Here is a 23,239-nt window from a genome sequence, read left to right as displayed (position 1 = left end):
AAAATGCTAATTTTCATCTTTACACTAATGAAAATTCGCTAACATCCCTCAATTATCATCCCTTTTTGTCTCAAATTATCTATAAAACTGTATCATTTTACTCAAACAAGACGATATAAGGTATCAAACGCTCCATCATATTGCCTAAAAAATCATTGATAATACACACAGCTCATAGGCAACCTTCAAAACTAGGCTCGAGACGCAACCCCTTTCACCATATAACTGATCTATTGCCTTAGTTTTTAGATCACCTACATTCCTTTTTTTAACATCCAATGAGAATCTTATTTTGCTCATCGTGTAGCGTAAAAATGGCCGCAGTAAAACAATTCCTTAATTATTAAAAAGGTATATCATCATCTAGCTGTTCTGAAAAATTTTCTTTTGACTGAGTGCTGCTTTTACCAAAACCACCCCTTTGATCCAAATTTCCATCACCAAAGCCACTACTGTCATAACCAGAATTATCATACCCCCTACCAAACTGGTTAGTAGCTTGCATCCTCTCCTCGTTTTCCATCCCACGACTGTCGAGCATTTGCAATTCACCGCGATATTTTTGCAAAACAATCTCTGTCGTATAGCGATCATTACCGGTTTGGTCTTGCCATTTACGTGTTTGCAATTGACCTTCAATATAAATTTTACTACCTTTTTTTAAGTACTGCTCTACAATTTTAACGAGGTTTTCATTAAAAATAACAACACTATGCCACTCTGTACGTTCTTTACGTTCATTTGTAGTGCGGTCACGCCAACTTTCTGAGGTAGCAATCCGCAAACTTGCCACTTGGTCGCCAGAATTCAAACGACGAATTTCAGGATCTGCACCCAAATTACCAATTAAAATTACTTTATTGAGACTTCCAGCCATCGCATAACTCCAAAATTTTAAACTATCCTATTGCGGCAAGAGATGATAACAGCACATAGTTTACTTTATTACATAAAAATTGAAAGACGCTATTTATTCTTCTTTTCATATAATTTATTTTCTTCTCCTGCATAAAAATGTCAATTGTTGCCATCCTAAACAAAACAATTTTTCCTACATGTAGCTATGAGATTATTATTCATACCATGCAAAAGGTAAGCTATTATGCCTCATCAAAAATATATATCTATTCGCGGTGCACGTGAACATAACCTCAAAAACATTGACCTAGATCTCCCTCGTGATAAGCTAATCGTAATAACAGGACTTTCTGGTTCGGGTAAATCTTCCTTGGCTTTTGATACGATTTACGCAGAAGGTCAGCGCCGTTATGTTGAAAGCCTTTCCGCTTATGCACGCCAATTTTTAGAGATGATGCAAAAACCAAATGTTGACCGAATAGATGGTCTTTCTCCTGCAATATCCATTGAACAAAAGACAACGAGCCGTAATCCCCGTTCAACCGTTGGTACTGTTACCGAAATTTACGATTACATGCGCCTCCTCTTTGCACGTATAGGCGTACCTCATTCGCCTGTCACAGGTCTTCCCATTGAAAACCAGACAATTAGCCAAATGGTAGATCAAATTATGGCCTTACCGGATGGAACGCGCGTTTTTATCATGGCACCATTAATAAGGGGAAGAAAAGGAGAATATAAAAAAGAACTAGCAGAACTTCTGAAAAAAGGATTTCAACGTGTTAAAGTTGATGGACAATTCTATGAAATTCCTGATGTTCCATTACTTGATAAAAAGTACAAACATGACATTGATGTTGTGGTAGACCGTGTAGTTGTACGTGACGACATTTCTTCACGCTTAGCTGACAGCATAGGGACATGTCTCCAACTGGCGAATGGAACCGCAATCGCTGAAATGGCAGACCAACCCTTAACAAAACAAGACATAAAAGATAAATCTATAAATAAATCAAAAAATGAAACTCATAAACGCCTTATTTTTTCAGAAAAATTCGCATGTCCAATATCTGGATTCTCTATTCCTGAAATCGAACCACGCCTCTTTTCATTTAATAATCCTTTTGGAGCTTGCCCTCAATGTGACGGACTTGGTATCCTTAGAACTTTAGACCCTTCTAAAATTGTGCCAAATGAAAATTTAACTTTACAACTTGGGGCTATTACTCCTTGGTCTAAATCACTCTCACCTCAACATACCAAAATTCTGCAATCGCTGGGAGAGAGCTACGGATTCAAACTAACAGATAAATGGTGCACACTTTCACACGAAGCAAAACAAGCTATCCTATATGGTACAAAAACGAAAAAAGCACCCTTAGCCCATAAACATGACGTACCACCCCATAGCACAATTCAGTGTTTCGAAGGTGTTATTCCAAATATGGAGCAACAATGTAAAGAATCTGAATCCATTCGATTACAGGAAGAAATGGACCACTATATGTCTCTTTCTTCCTGTCCAAGCTGTCAAGGTTATCGTTTAAAACCAGAATCTCTTGCCATTAAAATTAATGGGATGCACATTGGACAGATATCAGAGCTTTCTATTTTAAAAGCACATGATTGGTTTACTAATATCGATCAATGTCTTAACCAAAAACAACGTAATATTGCCACGCGTATTTTGAAAGAAATTCATGACCGCTTAACATTTTTAAAACATGTAGGACTTGAATATCTTAGTTTATCTCGTAACTCAGGAACACTTTCAGGTGGAGAAAGCCAACGTATCCGACTAGCTTCCCAGATTGGTTCTGGTCTAACAGGTGTCCTTTATGTTCTAGATGAACCATCCATAGGCCTACACCAGCGCGATAACGAGCGCCTCCTAAAAATGTTGAACCATTTACGTGACCTCGGTAATACGGTTATTGTAGTTGAGCATGATGAAGATGCTATCCTTTCTGCAGACTACGTAGTTGACATTGGTCCTGCTGCGGGCGTTCATGGTGGACAAATCGTTGCTCAAGGCACACCACAAGAAATTATGAACAATACATCATCACTCACGGGTAAGTACCTTTCAGGAAAAATAGCAATTACACCTTTCATACAACAACGTAAAATATTAAAATCCAAAATGCTCAAAATAATTGGTGCCCGAGGAAATAATCTTAAAAATATCGATGTTAACATCCCTCTCGGAACCTTTACCTGTATCACAGGTGTTTCTGGAGGAGGAAAATCAACATTTCTTATTGAAACAGTTTTTAAGGCAGTATCACATCACATCATGAAAAATCAGCAAGATCCTGCAAATTATGACAGAATTGAAGGATTAGAATTTTTAGATAAAGTTATTAGTATAAACCAATCACCTATTGGACGAACTCCACGCTCTAATCCCGCAACTTACACTGGAGCTTTTACCCCAATTCGTGATTGGTTTTCTGAACTTCCAGAATCAAAAGCTCGTGGCTACAAAACAGGACGATTTTCATTTAATGTCAAAGGGGGACGCTGTGAAGCCTGTCAAGGTGATGGCGTTATTAAAATTGAAATGCACTTTTTGCCAGATGTTTACGTTACCTGCGATGTTTGCCAAGGAAAGCGTTATAACAGAGAAACACTGGAAATAAAATTTAAAGGAAAATCTATTTCTGATGTGCTTGACATGACAGTTGAAAAAGCAGAGGAATTTTTTCGCTCTATTCCTGCAATCCACAATAAAATAGAAACCCTCGTTAGAGTCGGCCTTGATTATATCAAAGTTGGACAACAAGCTACGACACTTTCTGGTGGGGAATCTCAGCGTATAAAACTTGCTAAAGAACTTTCACGTAAAGCAACAGGTCGCACATTTTACATTTTGGATGAGCCAACAACGGGTCTACATTTTCATGATATTGCTAAACTCCTTGAAGTGTTGCACGAACTCGTTGAGCAAGGCAATACTGTTGTAGTTATTGAACATAACCTTGAAGTTATTAAAACAGCTGATTGGATTATAGACTTAGGACCAGAAGGAGGAGATGACGGAGGTGAAGTCGTTGCAACTGGTCGCCCTGAAGATATCATCAAAGCTCAAAACTCTTATACTGGGAAATTTTTAAAAGAGCTTTTTTTACGTCGTCCATTATACAATAAACATTCTTAAAAGAATCATGCCGTACTTAAGAAAATCACAAAACATAACAAAATTCTTACTATAATTATTTGCTCTTGTTTTATAAAATTTTCATCTCAAAATTGGCAATATTTTTCATTTTAGTACGTTATTGTGTCAATTTTTGATCTTTATTGTGTCAATTTTTAATTTTTTGATGTAAAAAGCATTTGTCAATATCTTTTTCAAGTGTAAATATAGATTGAAAAAGAGAATAGCATCGGAGACAATTTTGGCATGAGAAGGACGGAGGCCGCTATGGGGCTCTTCAAAGATAAATATATAAAATTTTACACCTCAATTATATATGCTATCCATCTTTTTGTTGAAGAAAGTGTCTCTATTGCTGGTAAGTTTTCAAAATATGCTATTAAAATGATAAAATTTCTAATTCAAAAAAACATATCCATAATGGAGAAATATCTGTTTCATCGACTGATGATCGATACCCATGTCCGTAAAAAAATTAGTACTTATACCCTCCAATACTCAAAGAACTTTTCGTCTTCTTTGCTTACCCCCACTTAATAAGGAAACTGAATATGACAACCATACCAGATATTTCTAAACGGATCACAGACAATGACGTGCGTTTTGTTGATTTTCGTTTCACTGATCCGCGAGGAAAATGGCATCACATCACTGTCGATGTTGCTGAAATTGATGAAAAAACACTTACTGATGGTATTATGTTTGACGGTTCCTCAATAACTGGATGGAAAGCAATTAACGAATCTGACATGCTTCTAATGCCAGATCTAGAAACAGCTCATATGGATCCATTTTTTGCTCACTCCACCTTAGTAATCATTTGTGATGTACTTGACCCTTTTTCTGGAGAATTATACAGAAGAGATCCACGTTCTACTGCAAAAAGAGCTGAAAAATATATGAAATTTTTAGGCATCGGTGATACAATAAATGTGGGTCCTGAAGCAGAATTTTTCATCTTCGATGACGTGCGCTATCAAACTGATCCATATGATACAAATTTTAAGCTCGATTCAGGAGAATTACCGTCAAATAACAATACGGAATATGAGATGGGTAATCTAGGTCATCGTCCTCGTATGAAAAGCGGTTATTCTCCAGTTCCTCCTATCGACTCTTGCCAAGATATGCGTTCTGAAATGCTCTCTGCACTTAAAGAGATTGGGGTACGTGTAGAGAAACATCACCATGAAGTAGCTTCGGCACAACATGAATTAGGCATTCGCTTCGATACATTAGTTCGAGAAGCTGATAAAATGCAGATTTTTAAGTACGTTGTACATCAAATCGCTAATAGTTATGGAAAAACAGCGACTTTCATGCCCAAACCTGTTTTCAACGATAATGGTTCAGGTATGCATGTTCATATGTCAATTTGGAAAGATGGAAAGCCAATATTTGCAGGTAATGAATATGCGGGATTGTCAGAAATTTGTTTATTCTTCATTGGTGGTATCATTAAACATGCAAAAGCAGTTAATGCTTTCACAAATCCATCAACTAATTCTTATAAACGTCTAGTTCCAGGTTATGAGGCTCCTGTTCTTCTCGCCTATTCTGCACGTAATCGCTCTGCATCTTGTCGTATTCCATATGCTTCATCTCCAAATTCAAAACGTGTAGAAATTCGTTTTCCAGACCCAACAGCAAATCCATATTTAGCATTTGCAGCGCTTTTAATGGCTGGCCTTGATGGCATAAAAAATAAAATTCATCCTGGGCAACCTACAGATAAGGATCTTTATGATTTACCACCAAAAGATCTCAAAAAAATCTCAACAGTTTCAAGTAGCCTACGTGAAGCGCTTGAATCTCTTAAAAAAGATCGTGAATTTCTTAAAGCTGGAAATGTCTTTGATGATGACCAAATCGATTCTTTCATTGAGCTAAAAATGCAAGAGGTCCTACGCTATGAAATGACCCCTCACCCTGTGGAATTTGACATGTATTACTCAGTTTGAGTGATACTTTTTTCTACAGGTAAGAAATGAAAAGAAAACTTCTTTTTCACAGGGTACTTTTTTACCTAAAAACATAGTCTCTTTTCATTGATATATCTCTCTTTTACTCAACCAAACTTAATTTATTCAAACCAATTATCAAATCCCTCAATGTCAAAAATCCATAGAGCTTAGCGTATCTTTCAAGATTTTTTTAATAAAAATTCAATAGAAATATATGAGTACTCCTGACATATAAAAAAATAACAGTTCCTTCTCACAAAGAGGAGCTTCTAGAAAACAATACCTTTTTGAATCTGTGTCTTTTCAAATTATTGGTAAACTAACGGCTAAAAATGGTTATACGCTACAGTAATCAAAGACATTACAAAATAGAAAAAATGCTATACTCAAACTAAAGCTATTTCTTTATTCAAAAATAATCAGTGCTATCTTGTTTATGGCAACAACTAAGAAACCTTTAGTGCTGCTCATGGAGCTGTTTCTAAACATCGCAGCAACAAGAATAGAGCAAATAAGACCAACTTCAAAGGAAGTATGATAGCGTAAGGAGGAAGACATAAAAAAAGTTATTGATGTACAGCAGCAACCATTGCAACTGCTGCATCAAACTCATCTTTCTTATGTGCTCGACGCTTCATTGCCTCTTCATCTTTTCCCCACTGTTCCATCGTCCAATCTTCGTCTAGATTTGCAATTAACCAAGCATAATTTGAATCAATTTTCTTTTCAAGAATAGCAAAGGCAATAAGTGCTGAACCTGTTAAAGTCGTTATCGTATGAATTCCAGCAAGTATATAAGGAGATTCTACCTTACGTAAATAGTTGCTTACTGCTTGAATAGCTTCCCACGGTTGCTCAACATGCATGATCCCTTCAGCTATATTAAAATGTGCTCCCAATCTTTCTTCAGCCCAATTTAATAAAAAGTCCCAGTGTTTATGTTGCAGCTCTAATAGTGCCTTTGGTGTTTGTGCACGATAAAAAATCATATCACATGCGACAAAACGCAGTATATCCTCAAAAATAATTTGCATATTATCTACTACGCCATCGATAACAGTATTTACAAGGCGTAAAACAGGCATCCCTGCTGGATCAATCACCTCTTCCTGCTTTTTAAATTCCTGAGCGACTAATCCAGCTAGTGCTTCTGTTGGCACAAAACAATGTCGTTGAGCAGGTGTCTTAATCGGACGTTCATCCAATAATATAGAAAATCCTTCCTCTTCATGCACAATAGTTACCTTTTCATAAAATCTCTTTATCAGTGGCAAACGCGAACATTTTTGTGCCTTATAAATAGGATCCTCTCCTTCTGATAAGATATCAACATAATCTAAAATTTTGTGCATGCCATTCTTTCTATTATATCTATAGTTAAACAAGTGTAGCAGCCATTAGATGCGATACCGACACAGATCAGTGTAAATTTTAACAAGGTTATACTTCCCTGTACCCCCTTATACTGGTTTCTATGAGCTCCCAAACAAATTACTTCAAAGTTAATTTTTGAACAATAATTGAGTATTTTTCTGATAAAAAAATCACTAAAAGTGGGATATAAAGCTACATTCTTATTAATTTATCACTTTTCCTGAAAAAAACTTAAACAGTACATTTAAAAAATCAAAGAAAATTCTAAAATAAACAGATCATAAATATTCTTAAGTGATAATGAATAGTAAAAAGAACTTACAATAAACAAAATTAAGTAAGCTACTTACTCAACATTACCATCGTTTTCATTAAAAGCTAAAAGGTTAAAACTTTGCACCATATGAGGTGGTAAAGGTGCAGTGATATCTAAAATACCTCCTGAAGGATGAGGAATACGAATACGACGTGCATGAAGATGAAGACGATTTTGAATACCACTCGGCAGTTCCCAATTATTATCAGAAAAAAAATATTTAGAATCGCCAATGATCGGATTTCCTATGTAAGAAGCGTGAACACGTAATTGATGAGTTCTTCCTGTATGAGGTTCCATTTCAAGCCAAGAAAGCGTTCGTCCACGAGTTTCCAAAACACGATAATAAGAGACCGCATGACTAGATTCTGCTTCCCCATGCTCACAAACACGCATTCTATCACCTTGTAAAGTTGTCTCTTTTACCATCCATGTTGAAATTTTTTCCTGCTTCTTTTTAGGAACACCTCGAACCAATGCCCAATAAGTTTTTTTCATTTCCCGTGCCCTGAACGCAGCAGTTAAAGCCTGTGCAGCTCCCCTTGACCGAGCGACAATGAGTAAACCAGATGTTTCTCGATCAAGACGGTGAACTAACCGAGGTTTTTCACCCTTTTGATTGCGCCATGCCTCAAGCATACTATCAACATGGCGTGTCAAACCAGAGCCACCTTGCACAGCTATACCAGCAGGTTTATTAAAAATAAAAACCTTTGAATCCTCATAGAGAAGCATTTTTTTTAAAATATCTCCGTCATCTTGCTGACGTACGGATTTACTGGTTATAGAAAAATTTTTCTTTTGCTCAACAAGTAGAGGGGGCACACGGATGGATTGCCCGACCACAAGACGCACATTAGCCTTAATGCGCCCACCATCAACTCGTACTTGACCTGAGCGTAAAAGCTTCTGCAAACATCCAAATCCAAGTCCTGGATAATGAACCTTAAACCAGCGGTCCAAGCGCATCCCATTTTCATCTTCTGTCACATTTTTTGTGCTCACACTTACCATAATGATTACCGTATCATCCAAACTCTTTATTTGCTAACTCTAATAGTTCTAATTCTCTAGTAAATACAAACAGCCATTATCCCATTTATAGAAATATAGTCCTATCACGTCATATTACAGCTCGTATCCAAAATTTCGTTCTCTTACCATACCAATTTTGTTAGCTCAAATGCACAATCATGTTTGTTTTGGAGATAATTATTCTTGCCTTTATTTAAAACTTATGCTCGCGTTCTTTCATATCTTAACAAAGAAAGAGCTACATTTCTTTCAATTTGTTCCTTTAATGCAATATTGGCTATTATTACGATCGCAGAACCTATTTTATTTGGACGTGTCATTGATGCCATTGCAGGCAAAGAAGATATCTTTTTTACCCTCGCTATATGGGTATGCTTTGGTGTTTTTAATATTATTGCTTACGTTCTTGTTGCACGCAGTGCTGATCGTTTGGCACACAGGTGCCGTATAACTGTTCTCTCTGAATCCTTTGAACGTATTATTACAATGCCACTAACCTGGCATCAAAAACGGGGAACCTCTAATGCCCTGCATACATTATTGCGTGCTGCAGATTCCATGTCAGCCATATGGCTTGAATTTATGCGCCAACATCTCTCAACCTTTGTTGCATTGCTTATCCTCGTTCCTACAAGTTTTCGCATGAATTGGCGTCTTTCAATAGTTCTTCTGCTTCTTGCTGTCATTTATGTATTGACCGCACGTTTAGTTATGCAAAAGACGAAAGATGGCCAAACCGCTGTAGAACAGCATCATCACAACCTTTTTAAACATATTAGTGATTCAATTTCTAATGTTTCTATTATACAAAGTTATAATCGAATAACTGAAGAGACTTTAACACTTCACAAGCATACAAATAACCTTCTCAAGGCACAAAATCCCGTTTTGAACTGGTGGGCACTTGCAAGCGGTCTAAACCGAATGGCTTCAACTATTTCCATAGTTTGTGTTCTTCTTCTTGGTGCTTTTTTTGTAATAAAAGGCCAGTTACGCGTTGGTGAAGTAGTTTCTTTTGTCGGATTTTCCCAATTAATGATTAGCCGCCTTGATCAAATTAGTGGTTTTATTAATTTAGCTGTCTCCTCTCAAGCAAAATTACAAGATTTTTTCGATATGGAAAACTCAACCGCTCAAATCAATGAACCTAAAAATCTTCCTGATCTCAAAAATGCTAAAGGTTCAATTCAATTTGATCACGTTACTTACAAATTTCCAAACTCTTCTCAAGGTGTCTTCGATATCTCGTTTGAAGTTAAAGCAGGACAAACCATTGCAATTGTAGGACCAACAGGTGCAGGAAAAACAACATTAATTAATTTGTTACAACGTGTTTATGACCCTACTATTGGCTCTATCAAAATTGATAAAACGGACATACGTTCCATCAATCGTGAATCTTTACGCAAAACTATAGCAACAGTCTTTCAAGATGCCAGTCTTTTTGACAGAAGTATCAAGGATAACATCAGTATAGGAAAAACAACTGCAACAAATGAAGAAATTTATGCCGCCTCTAAAATAGCTTCTGCTCATGATTTTATTTTGAAAAAAAGCAACCAATATAACACAATGGTCGGTGAAAGAGGTTCTCAGTTATCGGGTGGGGAAAAACAACGTTTAGCAATTGCGCGTGCTGTTTTGAAAAACGCACCTATCCTTATTTTGGATGAAGCAACGAGCGCCCTCGATGTTGAAACAGAAACATACGTTAAAAACTCTATAAAGAAAATAAGTAGAGACCGTACAACTTTTATTATAGCTCACCGTCTTTCAACAATCCAACATGCTGATATTGTAATCTTTTTAGATCATGGTCACTTAGTAGAAAAAGGAAGTTTCCAAGAATTAATTAATAAAAAAGGACGATTTTATAAACTGCTGGAAAGTAGCGGTTTAATTAATCAAATGGACATGAAAAAGAAAGACAGCAACGTAATTTTTTCATTACACAAAGCTATTGCATCATGAAATGAATGATATCAAATGCTTAAGTAGAAATCCTACCACCTTTTTTATTTTCAAAATAATAGAACTAGGTGGTAGCTAAAATAAAAAGATTAAATGTTGCTTTTTAAGAAATTTTCTAGTGCAGCAAGAGCTTCACTTGCTTTGCTTCCCTCAGGACCACCAGCTTGAGCCATATCAGGACGCCCACCGCCACCCTGACCACCAAGAACAGCTGCAACAATATGAACTAAATCAATAGCATTTAACTTATTGAGCAAATTATGGGTAATACCGATAACAACACTTCCTTTACCATCTTCTGAAACACTAATAAGCGCAATAATCCCGGTTTCAATTTTCTTCTTTTCTGAATCTACGAGTACCTTAAGATCTCTTGGAGCGATATTTTTAAGGATGCATCCCATAAAAGAGATGCCATTAATTACCTGGACGTCTTTATCGTTATCTGTAGAAGATCCAACTTTAAGAGCTGCATTTTTATGTAAATCATTTAACTCTTTTTTAAGCTTACGGCGCTCATCGAGTAGAATATGTAAACGCTTTTCTATATCATCTGTAGAAGTTTTTAAAAGATTAGCAACTTCACAAACTTTTTTATTTTGAGCAGTAAGATAAAGTCGTGCAGCCTCCGCTGTGAGCGCCTCTATACGGCGTACTCCCGCTGCAACAGAGCTTTCAGAAACGATATGTATCAAACCAATATCTCCTGTCCTGTAAACGTGCGTTCCACCGCAAAGTTCAACTGACCAACAATTTTTCAATCCACCTTGTTCTGTTATCTTTCCCATAGAAACAACACGAACTTCATCATCATATTTTTCACCAAATAGCGCCATTGCTCCCTCAGAGATAGCATCATCTACTGCCATAAGACGCGTTATCACCTCACTATTTTGCAATACGATATTATTCGCTAAATCCTCCACCCTTTGAAGCTCTTCCGATGAAATCACTTTCGGATGAGAAAAATCAAAACGCAGTCGATCTGCTGATACAAAAGATCCTTTTTGAACAACATGAGGTCCTAATACTTGACGCAAAGATTCATGTAATAAATGCGTTGCAGAATGATTTGCGCGAATTTTTTTACGACGAGCAGAATCAACAGCTAATACGACATGATCACTCTTTTTTACCTGGCCGCTTTTTACTATACCGATATGAACAAAAACGCCATTTCCTCTTTTTTGAGTATCATGCACATCAAAAATAAAATGCTCACCTGAAATTATACCACTATCCCCAACCTGCCCTCCAGATTCAGCGTAAAAGGGCGTCTGGTTAACCACAAGCATACCCTTCTGTTGAAAATCAATATAATCAACAACTTTTCCTTCACAGATGAGAGCCGTAACAACCCCTTCAGCCTTTTCTGTTTCATAACCCAAAAATTCTGTAACACCTACTTGCTCACGAACAGAAAACCAAACTTCTTCCGTTGCGACTTCACCAGAACCAGACCAATGAAACCGAGCTTCCTCTTTTTGGCGTTCCATTGCTTTATCAAAAGCATTAACATCAACAGATATCCCACGACGCCGAAGGGCGTCCTGCGTCAAATCAAGTGGAAAACCATACGTATCGTAAAGTTTAAAAGCAACTTCACCATTTAAATAATCACCTTCTTTGAGATGAATACTCGCTTCATTTAATAGACCAAGGCCACGTTCAAGAGTTTTACGAAAACGTTCTTCCTCTAATTTTAAAATTTCTGCAATTAAAGATTCAGCACGTACTAACTCAGGATAGGCTTGCCCCATTTCACGAACCAAAGAAGGCACAAGACGCCACATCAACAAATCTTCAGTCCCTAATAAATGAGCATGGCGCATGGCACGACGCATGATGCGACGTAAAACATAACCCCGCCCTTCATTGGAAGGCAAAACACCATCTGCAATCAAAAATGCAGATGAACGTAAATGATCCGCGATGACACGATAACTAGCGGCAAAATCTCCAACTTTTTCATCCCCTGTAACTTCTTGCAAAGCGCGAATCAAAGTTCGGAAAAGGTCTGTATCATAATTATCATGGACCCCCTGTAAAACAGCAGAAATACGCTCTAATCCCATACCCGTATCAATAGAAGGATGAGGCAATTCTATCCTCTTTTCCTTACTAACTTGTTCATATTGCATGAAAACAAGATTCCAAATTTCAATAAAGCGATCACCGTTTTCGTCAGCACTTCCAGGAGGACCACCTAAGATATTTTCACCATGATCATAAAAAATTTCTGAACAAGGACCACAAGGCCCTGTATCTCCCATCATCCAAAAATTATCAGTTGTTGCAATGCGAATGATTTTTTCCTCTGGCAAACCTGAGATTTTACGCCACAATTTTGCAGATACATCATCATCATGATAAACTGTAACCAACAATTTATCCTTAGAAAGACAAAACTCTTTAGTTAACAGATCCCATGCAAAAAAGATGGCTTCCTCTTTAAAATAATCACTAAAAGAGAAATTGCCTAACATTTCAAAAAAAGTATGATGACGTGCCGTATAGCCAACATTATCAAGATCGTTGTGTTTTCCACCTGCACGAACGCATTTTTGTGCAGTCGTAGCTCGACTACAAGATCGCTTTTCAAGTCCAGTAAAAACATTTTTAAACTGCACCATTCCTGCATTTGTAAACATCAATGTAGGATCATTGCGGGGAACAAGAGGACTGGAAGAAAGAACCTCATGTCCATTTAGACGAAAATAATCTAAAAAAGTGGATCGGATACTATTAACGCTATTCATATTAACACCCGCAAAAAGCGGCATAAAACCGCAAAATAAAACTCATTTTTAATTCAACAGTATCTTAACGACTTTTAGGGTAGTTCAATTGAAGAATATTTTGCAAAAAATCTAATTTCATAAAGATTTTTATACTTACGCACTAAAACGGATTTTTATTAAAGTTCCTCATCACTTCCTATACCATCTGTGCCTACATTCTCTAACAACTCAATTGCAAGTAAACCAGCATTTTGACGCAAAGCCGATTCAATCTCCGTCGCCATTTCTGGATGTTCACGCAAAAACTGTTTTGCATTTTCACGTCCTTGACCCAAGCGCTGAGAATTATAAGAAAACCATGCTCCAGATTTTTCTACAATGCCAACTTTAACACCCAAATCAATCAATTCCCCTAATTTAGAAATGCCTTCACCATAAATGATATCAAACTCAACTTGCTTAAATGGAGGCGCCAATTTATTTTTGACAACTTTAACTCTAGTTTGATTACCAATTACCAAATCGCGGTCTTTAATTGCCCCAATACGACGAATATCTAAACGAACAGAAGCATAAAATTTTAAAGCATTTCCACCTGTTGTGGTTTCAGGAGAACCAAACATTACACCTATTTTCATACGAATTTGGTTGATAAAGATAACCATACAATTCGAACGAAAAATTGATGCTGTTAATTTCCGCAACGCCTTACTCATTAACCGAGCTTGTAATCCAGGAAGTGTATCACTCATTTCACCATCAATTTCCGCGCGCGGTGTTAAAGCTGCTACGGAATCAACAACGAGCACATCAACAGCACCAGAACGAACCAGTGTTTCTGTAATTTCTAAAGCCTGTTCACCAGTATCTGGCTGAGAAATAAACAAATTCTCTAAATCAACACCCAATTTACGCGCATAAATGGGATCAAGAGCATGCTCTGCATCAATGAAAGCACAAACCCCTCCATTTTTTTGTGCCTCTGCAATAGAATGAAGAGCTAATGTAGTTTTACCTGAACTTTCTGGTCCATAAATTTCAATAATGCGCCCTTTTGGCAACCCACCTACACCTAAGGCTATATCTAAAGACAATGATCCCGTTGATATTGTTTCAATTTCAACAACCTGCTCCTTCTGCCCGAGACGCATAATCGAGCCTTTTCCAAAAGAACGTTCAATCTGTGACAAAGCGGCATCCAGAGCTTTTGTTTTATCCACAACTATATCCTTAGTAAAACATTACAATTCCTGCGTAATATAGTCTCTTCTAATACCTCGATGAAAGTCTCGAATTTAGATTTTCACAGACTATTTCAACCTATATACCCACAGTACACAAGAAACACCCAACACGCACCCTACTAACATAAAATGCTTTCTTCAAAAAGAACCTTAATCTTAAAAACAGAAACTAATATAATTGGGTATAAATGCTTTTAACATTTTTAAATTTTAATTGCTCTATGTATATTTACTTTTAATCAAAAAAACACCTATCATCCATCAATTAGCGCTCAATAAGTATCTTATGAATAATGTGTGTGGAAAATCATTTGCTACTCAATACAATGCACACTTACCGTTTTTTCCGTCTTTAACCTTAATTTGAAGAGTAGCCCCTTAATTTGTAAAAAATTGCATTTTTTTACAAACTAAAACAAGTAATTCTTAATAATATTCAAAAAGTAACAAATCTTACGTCAAACTTTATTTAACATTCTCTTTTTTTTCGTAGTTTTTTCCACCATTCAAGACGCTTCGTAATTTCGCGTTCAAAGCCGCGTTCCTGTGGCCTATAATAAATCTTGTGTCCAAGATTTTCAGGAAAATATTCTTGTCCCGAAAAAGCATCTGGTTCATCATGATCATAGCGATAACCATTTCCATATCCCTCTTCTTCCATAAATTTTGTGGAAGCATTGATGATATACTTGGGAGGAGGTAACGAACCATATTTATGTGAATCATGCACTGCTGCTTTATAAGCAAGGTATGCAGCATTCGATTTTGGTGCAGTTGCAAGATAAAGGCATGCTTGCACAAGAGCAAGTTCTCCTTCAGGTGATCCTAGATAATCGTAGGCATCTTTCGCAGCATTGCAAATAACAAGAGCTTGTGGATCTGCCAAACCAATATCCTCAACAGCGATCCGAACCAATCTCCGTCCGATATAAAGAGGATCTTCACCTGCACCAAGCATACGCGCAAGATAATAAAGGGCGGCATCAGGATCAGATCCACGAATTGATTTATGCAATGCTGAAATGAGATTATAGTGATTATCACGTCCCTTATCATAAATTGGAACCCGACGCTGAATAACTTCTTGTAAAGATTTAGCACTAAGAACCTCTCCAGATCGTACAATACTCCAAACCTCCTCTGCCAACGTCAACATTACACGTGCATCACCATCAGACATCTCAATTAAAGCATCTTTAGCACAATCATCCAAAGGAAGTGTCTTACCTTCTACTACTTCAGCACGTCTCAAAAGTGCGCTCAAACTTTCATAGTCATGTGAACAAAATGTCAAAACACGCGCACGTGAAAGAAGTGCAGCATTCAGTGCAAACGAAGGATTCTCAGTCGTTGCCCCAATGAGAATTATCGTACCATTTTCCATAAAGGGCAAAAAAACATCTTGCTGAGTTCGATTAAATCGATGAATTTCATCAATAAACAAAAGCGTCCCTGTGCCAGACATAAAACGAATATGTGCAGCTTCAAAAATTTTTTTCAATTCTGCAATACCCGTAAAAATGGCGGAAGCCTGTTCAAAAACAAAATTTGTTTCATCTGCTAATAAACGCGCAATTGTTGTTTTGCCAGAACCAGGAGGCCCCCAAAAAATCATTGAGCCCAATGAACCAGCAGAAATTATACGTGATAAGAAACCATTTGTACCAATTAGATGATCTTGCCCTGTCACTTCACTGAGAAAACGAGGCCGCAGCCTTTCCGCAAGTGGCTTTTTTTGATTAACAGAACAATCAAGAGATACTGTAAACAGATCTTTACTCAAGGTAAAACCCCTCAATGAACAAATTGGCGAATATGCATACCGTTACGCTCATATTCTAATTGCCAAATAGGTGGATTTTCTTGTACAATTGCCTCCTTTAATTTCTTCACAGTTTGAATTTTGTAACCGTTAACAAAACGCAAGATATCTCCTGAACGAAAAATTCGCATAGCACGGCTTCCTCTCTCAACACCAACCACTGCAACCCCCTCAGTGGTCATGGGAAGACGAAAGCGCCGGCTATTTTGCGGTGTTAAATCCAAAACTTCAGCACCAGAAAGAGGACTGTTACCGGTAATTTTCTCAGTTTTCATAGCTAGAGAATCAGATGTTTGTGATAAAGTTATTTTCGTTTTTACAATTTTTCCATTTCGTAAATAATCCAGAGTAAAGATACTTCCAACAGTAGAGGTCATTAAACGGTAACTAAAACTATCTGGATCATCAACACGTACACCTTGTAGACTTAAAATGACATCACCTACTTTTAAGCCTGCTTTCTCAGCGGGGCTCCCTTGAATCACCTCAACAATAAGAACACCATGGGGAGATTCTAACCCTAAACTCAATGCAACTTCAGGTGTAACACTCTGAAATGATCCACCTATGTAAGGTGGCACAAAAAATTTTTCACCACGCTTAACGGCCTCAAGAACTACTTTGATAAGATTTGCTGGAATAGCAAAACCAATTCCTATAGAACCGCCTGAACGCGAATAAATAGCAGTGTTTATACCTATCAGTCGGCCCTTCATATCAATTAAAGCGCCTCCAGAATTACCTGGATTAATAGCCGCATCCGTTTGAATAAAAAAATCAAAATCAGAAATACCAACATGCCTACGCGCCTGAGCTGAAACAATACCACTCGTAACAGTTTGACCAACACCGAAAGGGTTGCCAATGGCAAGGACAAGATCACCTACTTCAACTTCATCAGAATTTCCCAATGAAAGAAAAGGAAATTGAATATCTTTTGAAACAATTTCAAGTATTGCAATATCAATCGCTTCATCCTTCAGGACAACCTTACTTTCAAATTCTTTTCCATCAGAAAGAGCAACCTTAATTTCATCAGCATCTTTAATTACATGATAATTAGTAACAATTAAGCCGCGCCCATCTACAATAACTCCAGAACCTAATGACGATTGTGTACGTAATGGCTGGTTATCTCGATGGCGACCAAAAAATTGCTCAAAAAATGGATCTCCTTCAAAAGGTGAACGCGCTTTGATTTGCCGAGCTGCATAGATATTCACAACAGATAGAACAGCTTTTTTTACTAAAGGGGAAAACGACAGCACCATCTCTGACTGTGTACGTGGAAGCTGAGCATTAGCATGACGAAACGACACTATTATCGCAATAGCAAAAAAAATTCTCCATATAATAAAATATTTCATATTTTCTCCAGTAAAAAATTACTTACTAATTTTGCCAATCAATAATCCTTACTTGTATTTATCATTTATTTAAAAAAATTATCTAGACAATATGATCTTTTAAGTTGTGTCATTTAGTAATCGTACAGTTTTATTTATTTAATCAGGCAAATGATAATTTACCTTAAAAGACAAAAAAACCGCCTCTAAAAGGCGGCTTCCTCAGATTAAAAACTTACTAATCTTTTTATGAATTCTGTTGTTCACCTGTTCTAGCATCCATAAGCGCACGATCTGCAGAACCCTTCGCATCAATATCACGATCAATAAACTCTATAACAGCCATAGGCGCACTATCACCCGCACGAAAACCTGCTTTCACAATTCGCAGGTAACCGCCCTGACGTGACACGTAACGCGGTGCAATTGCATCAAACAACTTTGCAACTTTTTTAACATCACGAATTGCAGCTATCGCTTGTCGACGTGCACACAAAGTACCTCTCTTTCCCAGCGTAACTAGCTTCTCAACAATAGGACGAATTTCCTTAGCCTTAGGAAGAGTTGTTACAATCTGCTCATGCTCAATAAGCGAAGCAGCCATATTGGCAAACATTGCTTTACGATGACTAGCGGTCCGATTCAACTTACGACCTGACTTACCGTGGCGCATAGAATCTCTCCTTTAAATCTTAATTCTAGTATTGATCTTCATAGCGCTTAGCAAGATCATCTATATTTTCAGGTGGCCACGCAGGAATCTCCATACCAAGATGAAGCCCCATACATGCAAGAACCTCTTTAATTTCATTTAGCGACTTTCGCCCAAAATTTGGTGTTCGAAGCATTTCAGACTCTGTTTTCTGAATGAGATCACCTATATAAACTATATTATCATTTTTAAGGCAATTTGCTGAACGCACTGAAAGCTCCAACTCATCTACCTTTTTAAGCAAGGCAGGATTAAATGAAAGCTCAGAAACTGGTTCTTCAACAAGCTCTTTCTGAGGTTCTTTGAAATTAACAAAAACTGATAATTGATCCTGAAGAATACGTGCTGCAAAAGCAACAGCATCTTCACAATTAACAGCACCATTTGTTTCAATAGTCAACGTTAACTTATCGTAATCTAGAACTTGTCCTTCACGCGTATTTTCTACCTTATATGAAACCCTACGAACAGGTGAATAGAGGCTGTCGACTGGGATAAGACCTATTGGCGCATCATCAACACAATTCCTATCGGATGGAACATATCCCTTCCCTGTGTTGATAACAAACTCCATGCGAATTTCCGCACCCTCATCAAGCGTACAAATAACATGATCAGGATTAAGAATTTCCATATCCCCAACAGTACGTATATCTCCAGCCTTTACAATACAAGGCCCTTCCTTACAGACAACAACACGTTTTGGTCCCTCCTCTTCCATACGGATCGCAATCTCTTTGATGTTTAAAATAATATCTGTAACATCTTCACGAACACCTGGGATAGAAGAAAATTCGTGTAACACACCATCAATCTGCACCGCAGTAACTGCAGCACCTCGAAGTGAAGAGAGAAGAACCCGACGAAGTGCGTTACCCAACGTCAAACCAAAACCTCTCTCTAGAGGCTCTGCAATGACACTCAAAACATTAGGATTGCTATGTGTATGAAAATCAACCTTACTAGGTTTAATCAATTCTTGCCAGTTTTTCTGGATCATAATTTTATTCCTGTTCCTTATTCCCGCTACCATTCAATCGCAACGGCTTACATGAACATCGGATTCCTGATAGTAAAACAAAATACCCGACTAAACACGCCGTCTTTTTCTCAGACGGCATCCATTATGAGGAATTGGGGTCACATCACGAATAGAAGTGATTATAAAACCCGCAGATTGCAATGCACGCAAAGCAGACTCGCGCCCTGACCCAGGACCACAAACCTCAACCTCCAACGAACGCATACCGTGCTCTTGCGCCTTTTTTGCACAATCTTCTGCCGCAACTTGGGCAGCAAATGGCGTGGATTTACGCGAACCCTTAAAGCCCTGAGCCCCTGCAGACGACCAAACTATCGTATTTCCTTGAACGTCTGTGATAGTGATCATCGTGTTATTGAATGTAGAATTAATGTGCACAAGTCCCGACGAAATATTTTTACGTTCACGACGGCGAACACGCACGGCTTCCTTAGCCATATCTTTCCTTTCAACGATCCCAACGCTGCCATAACACTGGCAGCTCCACCTAAGCTTGTTTAATTAAACAACCAACAAGCAACCCATAACAAAACCTAAAACTCAACAGTCAAAGGCAGATTATTTTTTCTTACCAGCAATTGCCCTGGCAGGCCCCTTACGAGTCCGCGCATTTGTATGCGTACGCTGACCACGAACAGGTAAAGAACGACGATGGCGCAACCCACGATAACAGCCGAGATCCATCAAACGCTTCACGCTCATTACAACTTCACGACGAAGATCCCCTTCGACCTTATAGTCCCTATCTATCGTCTCGCGAATCTGTAAAACCTCTGCATCCGAAAGATCACTTACACGACGATCCTCTGGAATTCCAACTTTTTCCACAATTTCTTGAGCAAATTTTCGTCCAATCCCGTAGATATACTGAAGTGCAATCACCACACGCTTACCTGTTGGAATATTGACGCCAGCAATACGAGCCACGCCTGTTCTCCTTAGATTAAATCAACAATCGACTATAAAGCACAAAACAAAAAAGCAGAGACAAATAGAAAAAGATCCAAAGCCTCCGGATTATAATGCCGTTTATAGAGATAAATCAGGGACAATTTTTGATGTATTTCACTGAAAAAGTCAACTCCTTATCACCCATTTTTACAAAAAATCATTAATTACACGCGAAACATCCAGGACATCATCCATTCCATTAACTGTCCTTAACAAGCCCATCTTCAAATAAAATTGCGACAATGGAAATGTCTTTTCACGATACTCAACTAATCGCTTTGCAAAGGAATCAATATTGTCATCTGAGCGAATTTGCCCGCCAGAAGCCAATGTTTCTTGAACACGCCTCTCCATACGCTCTAATAATGCACCTTCATCAACAACCAGCTCAATCACAGCATCAAGCTTCATATTTTTTGATTGCAAAGTACTTTGTAAAGCTTCAGCCTGTGCCACAGTACGTGGATAGCCATCTAAAACAAAACCACTCATACAATCGCTCTCATCGATTCGATCTGATATAATCTTGTTAACGATATCATCAGAAACCAAAGCCCCAGATTCTACAATAACTTTAGCCTTTTTACCAACCTCTGTTCCCTCTGAAATAGCTTTACGAAGCATATCACCCGTTGATAATTGAGGAATACCATACCTCTCCATCAACATTCTGGCTTGAGTACCCTTACCAGCCCCAGGAGCTCCTAAAAGAACAACCCTCATCGTCCTCTCCTACCTCCGCGAAGCTTTGATTTTTTCATTAAACCTTCGTATTGATGGGCTACAAGATGGCCCTGAATCTGGGCAACCGTATCAAGAGTGACAGTAACGACAATAAGCAAAGATGTACCACCAAGATAAAAAGGAATATGCAGCGCTGATATCATAAACTCGGGCAATAAACAAACCAAGATGATGTAAACCGCTCCCACAACGGTAATACGCGTTAAAACATAGTCAATATACTCAGCTGTACGCTCCCCTGGACGAATTCCTGGGATAAAGCCAGAATGTCTCTTTAACTGATCTGCTGTATCATTAGGATTAAACACAATAGCCGTGTAAAAAAAGCAAAAAAATGCCATTAAGACTGCATAAACAACCATGTAAAGTGGTTGCCCATGACTAAGAGAAAAGGAAACTTTTTGAATCCACTGCGGCATTGCATCCGAAAAATTATTAATAGTTGCAGGCAATAATAACAGCGACGATGCAAAAATTGGCGGAATAACACCAGCCGTATTCAATTTTAAAGGAAGATGAGACACATCACCCTGAAACATCTGGTTGCCAACCTGACGCTTTGGATACTGAATAAGAATTCTCCGCTGCGCACGCTCTACAAAAACAATTACCCCAACTACAAAAACCGCAATAAAAATGATCATTACAAATAGGAAAGTTGATAAGTCAGCTTGACTGTGAGCAGTCAAAAGCTGAGCAAAAGTAGAGGGGAAATTTGCTACGATTCCAGTAAAAATTATAAGAGAAACCCCATTACCAACACCACGTGATGTAATTTGTTCGCCAAGCCACATCAAAAACATCGTTCCACCAACAAGTGTAATAACAGCAGAGGCGCGGAACACTATACCCGGTTCCATGACAACTTGAAGCCCTGTCCCTATTCCTGTTTCAAGCGCAACAGCAACACCAAAAGCTTGTAAAAGAGCCAAAACAACAGTTACATAACGCGTATACTGATTGATAACCCTACGACCTAATTCACCCTCTTTTTTGAGAGATTCTAACGACGGGATAATCGACGTAAGTAACTGCACAATAATCGACGCTGATATATAGGGCATTATGCCTAATGCAAAAATTGCCATACGCCCAACGGCTCCCCCTGCAAACATATTAACCAAACCAAGAACACCAGACTCATGTTGCTCAAATGTCCGGCGCAAAACATCAATATCTATACCAGGCAAAGAAACATACGTACCAAAACGGTAAACAAACAGTGCGGCTAAAGTAAACCAAATACGCCTCTTTAGCTCAGTTGCACGCGAAAAAGTACCAAAATTTATATTGGAAGCAAGTTGCTCTGCAGCTGATGCCATAAAATTTCTCCAGTTTACACTTCAAACTTTTGTCCACAAAAACCGTAGCTTTTAAAATTATACAACACATAAAAATGAAAATTTTAAACCACCACCCCTAAAACGCAAAAACTCCAAAAGAAATTTTTATACTTCCCTTTAAACAACTATCTATAAAATAATTTATTCGGAAGACCCAATAATATTAACACGACCACCAACTTCTGCAACCTTGGCTTTAGCAACCTTAGAAGCACCAGAGACACTAAAAGCTACCTTAACTTTTAAACCACCTCCAGAAAGAAGACGAACTCCACCCTTCACACGACGAATTATACCAGCCTTTTTCAAAGAAGCTGCATCAACCAACTCTCCAGCATCAAGCTTTCCTGAATCAACAGCAAGCTGAATACGACCCAATGAAACCTCATTATAAACCTTGGTGAACAAATTCTTGAACCCGCGCTTCGGCAAACGACGATATATGGGCATCTGCCCACCCTCAAAACCATTCAAAGATACACCGGAGCGTGATTTCTGTCCTTTAACACCACAACCACCAGTCTTACCTTTACCCGAACCAATACCGCGCCCAACACGCTTACGCTTTTTTATTGCACCTTCATAATCACGTAGCTCATTGAGTTTCATGCTCTAT

At 38.0% G+C, this 23,239-nt stretch carries 17 protein-coding genes; 3 read left to right on the top strand and 14 right to left on the bottom strand.

Annotated elements, in window-relative coordinates; all coding sequences use genetic code 11:
- Nucleotides 1-343: 343 nt before the first annotated feature.
- Nucleotides 344-877 carry a single-stranded DNA-binding protein gene (gene ssb, locus PU02_RS04240; protein WP_053944217.1) on the bottom strand — a complete coding sequence of 178 codons (534 nt, stop codon included), beginning with the start codon at nt 875-877 and terminating at the stop codon, nt 344-346.
- Between the two features lie 225 nt (nt 878-1,102).
- Here ssb and uvrA point away from each other — a divergent pair, with 225 nt between their 5' ends.
- Nucleotides 1,103-4,018, top strand: a complete 2,916-nt coding sequence (uvrA, locus tag PU02_RS04235; protein WP_053944216.1) for an excinuclease ABC subunit UvrA — start codon at nt 1,103-1,105, stop codon at nt 4,016-4,018.
- Nucleotides 4,019-4,569: 551 nt separating this feature from the next.
- Nucleotides 4,570-5,979, top strand: coding sequence for a type I glutamate--ammonia ligase (glnA, locus tag PU02_RS04225; protein WP_053944214.1), 1,410 nt, complete (start codon nt 4,570-4,572; stop codon nt 5,977-5,979).
- A 569-nt stretch (nt 5,980-6,548) separates the two neighbouring features.
- Here the strand turns inward: glnA and PU02_RS04220 are convergent.
- Together PU02_RS04220 and PU02_RS04215 are read right to left on the bottom strand one after the other, a co-directional pair.
- A complete protein-coding gene (locus PU02_RS04220) occupies nt 6,549-7,334 on the bottom strand; it encodes an ATP12 family chaperone protein (RefSeq protein WP_053944213.1) in 786 nt (261 codons plus the stop codon).
- A 368-nt stretch (nt 7,335-7,702) separates the two neighbouring features.
- Nucleotides 7,703-8,686 carry an RluA family pseudouridine synthase gene (locus tag PU02_RS04215; RefSeq protein ID WP_053944212.1) on the bottom strand — a complete coding sequence of 328 codons (984 nt, stop codon included), beginning with the start codon at nt 8,684-8,686 and terminating at the stop codon, nt 7,703-7,705.
- A gap of 204 nt (nt 8,687-8,890) precedes the next feature.
- On the opposite strand from PU02_RS04215, the gene PU02_RS04210 reads away from it, so the two are divergent.
- Nucleotides 8,891-10,678, top strand: coding sequence for a glucan ABC transporter ATP-binding protein/ permease (locus PU02_RS04210; protein ID WP_053944211.1), 1,788 nt, complete (start codon nt 8,891-8,893; stop codon nt 10,676-10,678).
- 89 nt (nt 10,679-10,767) lie between these two features.
- Here the strand turns inward: PU02_RS04210 and alaS are convergent, their stop codons facing one another.
- From alaS to rplO, 11 genes are all read right to left on the bottom strand, one after another.
- The gene (gene alaS / locus PU02_RS04205) at nt 10,768-13,437 is read right to left on the bottom strand and encodes an alanine--tRNA ligase (protein ID WP_053944664.1); all 2,670 of its coding nucleotides are present in this window, start codon (nt 13,435-13,437) and stop codon (nt 10,768-10,770) included.
- Nucleotides 13,438-13,595: 158 nt separating this feature from the next.
- Nucleotides 13,596-14,639, bottom strand: a complete 1,044-nt coding sequence (gene recA / locus PU02_RS04200; RefSeq protein ID WP_053944210.1) for a recombinase RecA — start codon at nt 14,637-14,639, stop codon at nt 13,596-13,598.
- Nucleotides 14,640-15,132: 493 nt separating this feature from the next.
- Nucleotides 15,133-16,446, bottom strand: coding sequence for a replication-associated recombination protein A (locus tag PU02_RS04195; protein ID WP_053944209.1), 1,314 nt, complete (start codon nt 16,444-16,446; stop codon nt 15,133-15,135).
- 11 nt (nt 16,447-16,457) lie between these two features.
- Nucleotides 16,458-17,852 (bottom strand): Do family serine endopeptidase, encoded by a 1,395-nt coding sequence (locus tag PU02_RS04190; protein WP_053944208.1) that lies wholly within the window; start codon nt 17,850-17,852, stop codon nt 16,458-16,460.
- Between the two features lie 226 nt (nt 17,853-18,078).
- Nucleotides 18,079-18,504 (bottom strand): 50S ribosomal protein L17, encoded by a 426-nt coding sequence (gene rplQ, locus PU02_RS04185; protein WP_053944207.1) that lies wholly within the window; start codon nt 18,502-18,504, stop codon nt 18,079-18,081.
- A gap of 25 nt (nt 18,505-18,529) precedes the next feature.
- Nucleotides 18,530-19,543, bottom strand: a complete 1,014-nt coding sequence (locus PU02_RS04180; RefSeq protein WP_053944206.1) for a DNA-directed RNA polymerase subunit alpha — start codon at nt 19,541-19,543, stop codon at nt 18,530-18,532.
- 90 nt (nt 19,544-19,633) lie between these two features.
- Nucleotides 19,634-20,023, bottom strand: coding sequence for a 30S ribosomal protein S11 (gene rpsK / locus PU02_RS04175; RefSeq protein WP_053944205.1), 390 nt, complete (start codon nt 20,021-20,023; stop codon nt 19,634-19,636).
- Between the two features lie 120 nt (nt 20,024-20,143).
- Complete coding sequence (rpsM, locus tag PU02_RS04170; RefSeq protein ID WP_053944204.1) at nt 20,144-20,512, bottom strand: 30S ribosomal protein S13; 369 nt, start codon at nt 20,510-20,512, stop codon at nt 20,144-20,146.
- Between the two features lie 171 nt (nt 20,513-20,683).
- The gene (locus PU02_RS04165) at nt 20,684-21,259 is read right to left on the bottom strand and encodes an adenylate kinase (RefSeq protein WP_053944203.1); all 576 of its coding nucleotides are present in this window, start codon (nt 21,257-21,259) and stop codon (nt 20,684-20,686) included.
- Nucleotides 21,256-22,602: a preprotein translocase subunit SecY gene (secY, locus tag PU02_RS04160; RefSeq protein WP_053944202.1), complete on the bottom strand. Its 1,347-nt coding sequence runs from the start codon at nt 22,600-22,602 to the stop codon at nt 21,256-21,258. The genes PU02_RS04165 and secY overlap by 4 nt, the downstream gene beginning before the upstream one ends.
- Nucleotides 22,603-22,764: 162 nt before the next feature.
- Nucleotides 22,765-23,232: a 50S ribosomal protein L15 gene (gene rplO, locus PU02_RS04155; RefSeq protein ID WP_053944201.1), complete on the bottom strand. Its 468-nt coding sequence runs from the start codon at nt 23,230-23,232 to the stop codon at nt 22,765-22,767.
- Between the last annotated feature and the right edge of the window lie 7 nt (nt 23,233-23,239).

Origin of the sequence: Bartonella ancashensis (assembly GCF_001281405.1) — a bacterium.
In the GTDB taxonomy this organism is placed as follows: Bacteria; Pseudomonadota; Alphaproteobacteria; order Rhizobiales; family Rhizobiaceae; genus Bartonella; species Bartonella ancashensis.
This window is presented reverse-complemented; position numbering and strand designations above follow the sequence as displayed.

Excerpts from the sequence above, each read along its gene's own strand:
- ssb (WP_053944217.1), bottom strand. The coding sequence starts at position 877 with ATGGCTGGAAGTCTCAATAAAGTAATTTTAATTGGTAATTTGGGTGCA.
- uvrA (WP_053944216.1), top strand. The coding sequence starts at position 1,103 with ATGCCTCATCAAAAATATATATCTATTCGCGGTGCACGTGAACATAAC.
- glnA (WP_053944214.1), top strand. The coding sequence starts at position 4,570 with ATGACAACCATACCAGATATTTCTAAACGGATCACAGACAATGACGTG.
- PU02_RS04220 (WP_053944213.1), bottom strand. The coding sequence starts at position 7,334 with ATGCACAAAATTTTAGATTATGTTGATATCTTATCAGAAGGAGAGGAT.
- PU02_RS04215 (WP_053944212.1), bottom strand. The coding sequence starts at position 8,686 with ATGGTAAGTGTGAGCACAAAAAATGTGACAGAAGATGAAAATGGGATG.
- alaS (WP_053944664.1), bottom strand. The coding sequence starts at position 13,437 with ATGAATAGCGTTAATAGTATCCGATCCACTTTTTTAGATTATTTTCGT.
- PU02_RS04190 (WP_053944208.1), bottom strand. The coding sequence starts at position 17,852 with ATGAAATATTTTATTATATGGAGAATTTTTTTTGCTATTGCGATAATA.
- rplQ (WP_053944207.1), bottom strand. The coding sequence starts at position 18,504 with ATGCGCCACGGTAAGTCAGGTCGTAAGTTGAATCGGACCGCTAGTCAT.
- PU02_RS04180 (WP_053944206.1), bottom strand. The coding sequence starts at position 19,543 with ATGATCCAGAAAAACTGGCAAGAATTGATTAAACCTAGTAAGGTTGAT.
- rpsK (WP_053944205.1), bottom strand. The coding sequence starts at position 20,023 with ATGGCTAAGGAAGCCGTGCGTGTTCGCCGTCGTGAACGTAAAAATATT.
- PU02_RS04165 (WP_053944203.1), bottom strand. The coding sequence starts at position 21,259 with ATGAGGGTTGTTCTTTTAGGAGCTCCTGGGGCTGGTAAGGGTACTCAA.
- secY (WP_053944202.1), bottom strand. The coding sequence starts at position 22,602 with ATGGCATCAGCTGCAGAGCAACTTGCTTCCAATATAAATTTTGGTACT.
- rplO (WP_053944201.1), bottom strand. The coding sequence starts at position 23,232 with ATGAAACTCAATGAGCTACGTGATTATGAAGGTGCAATAAAAAAGCGT.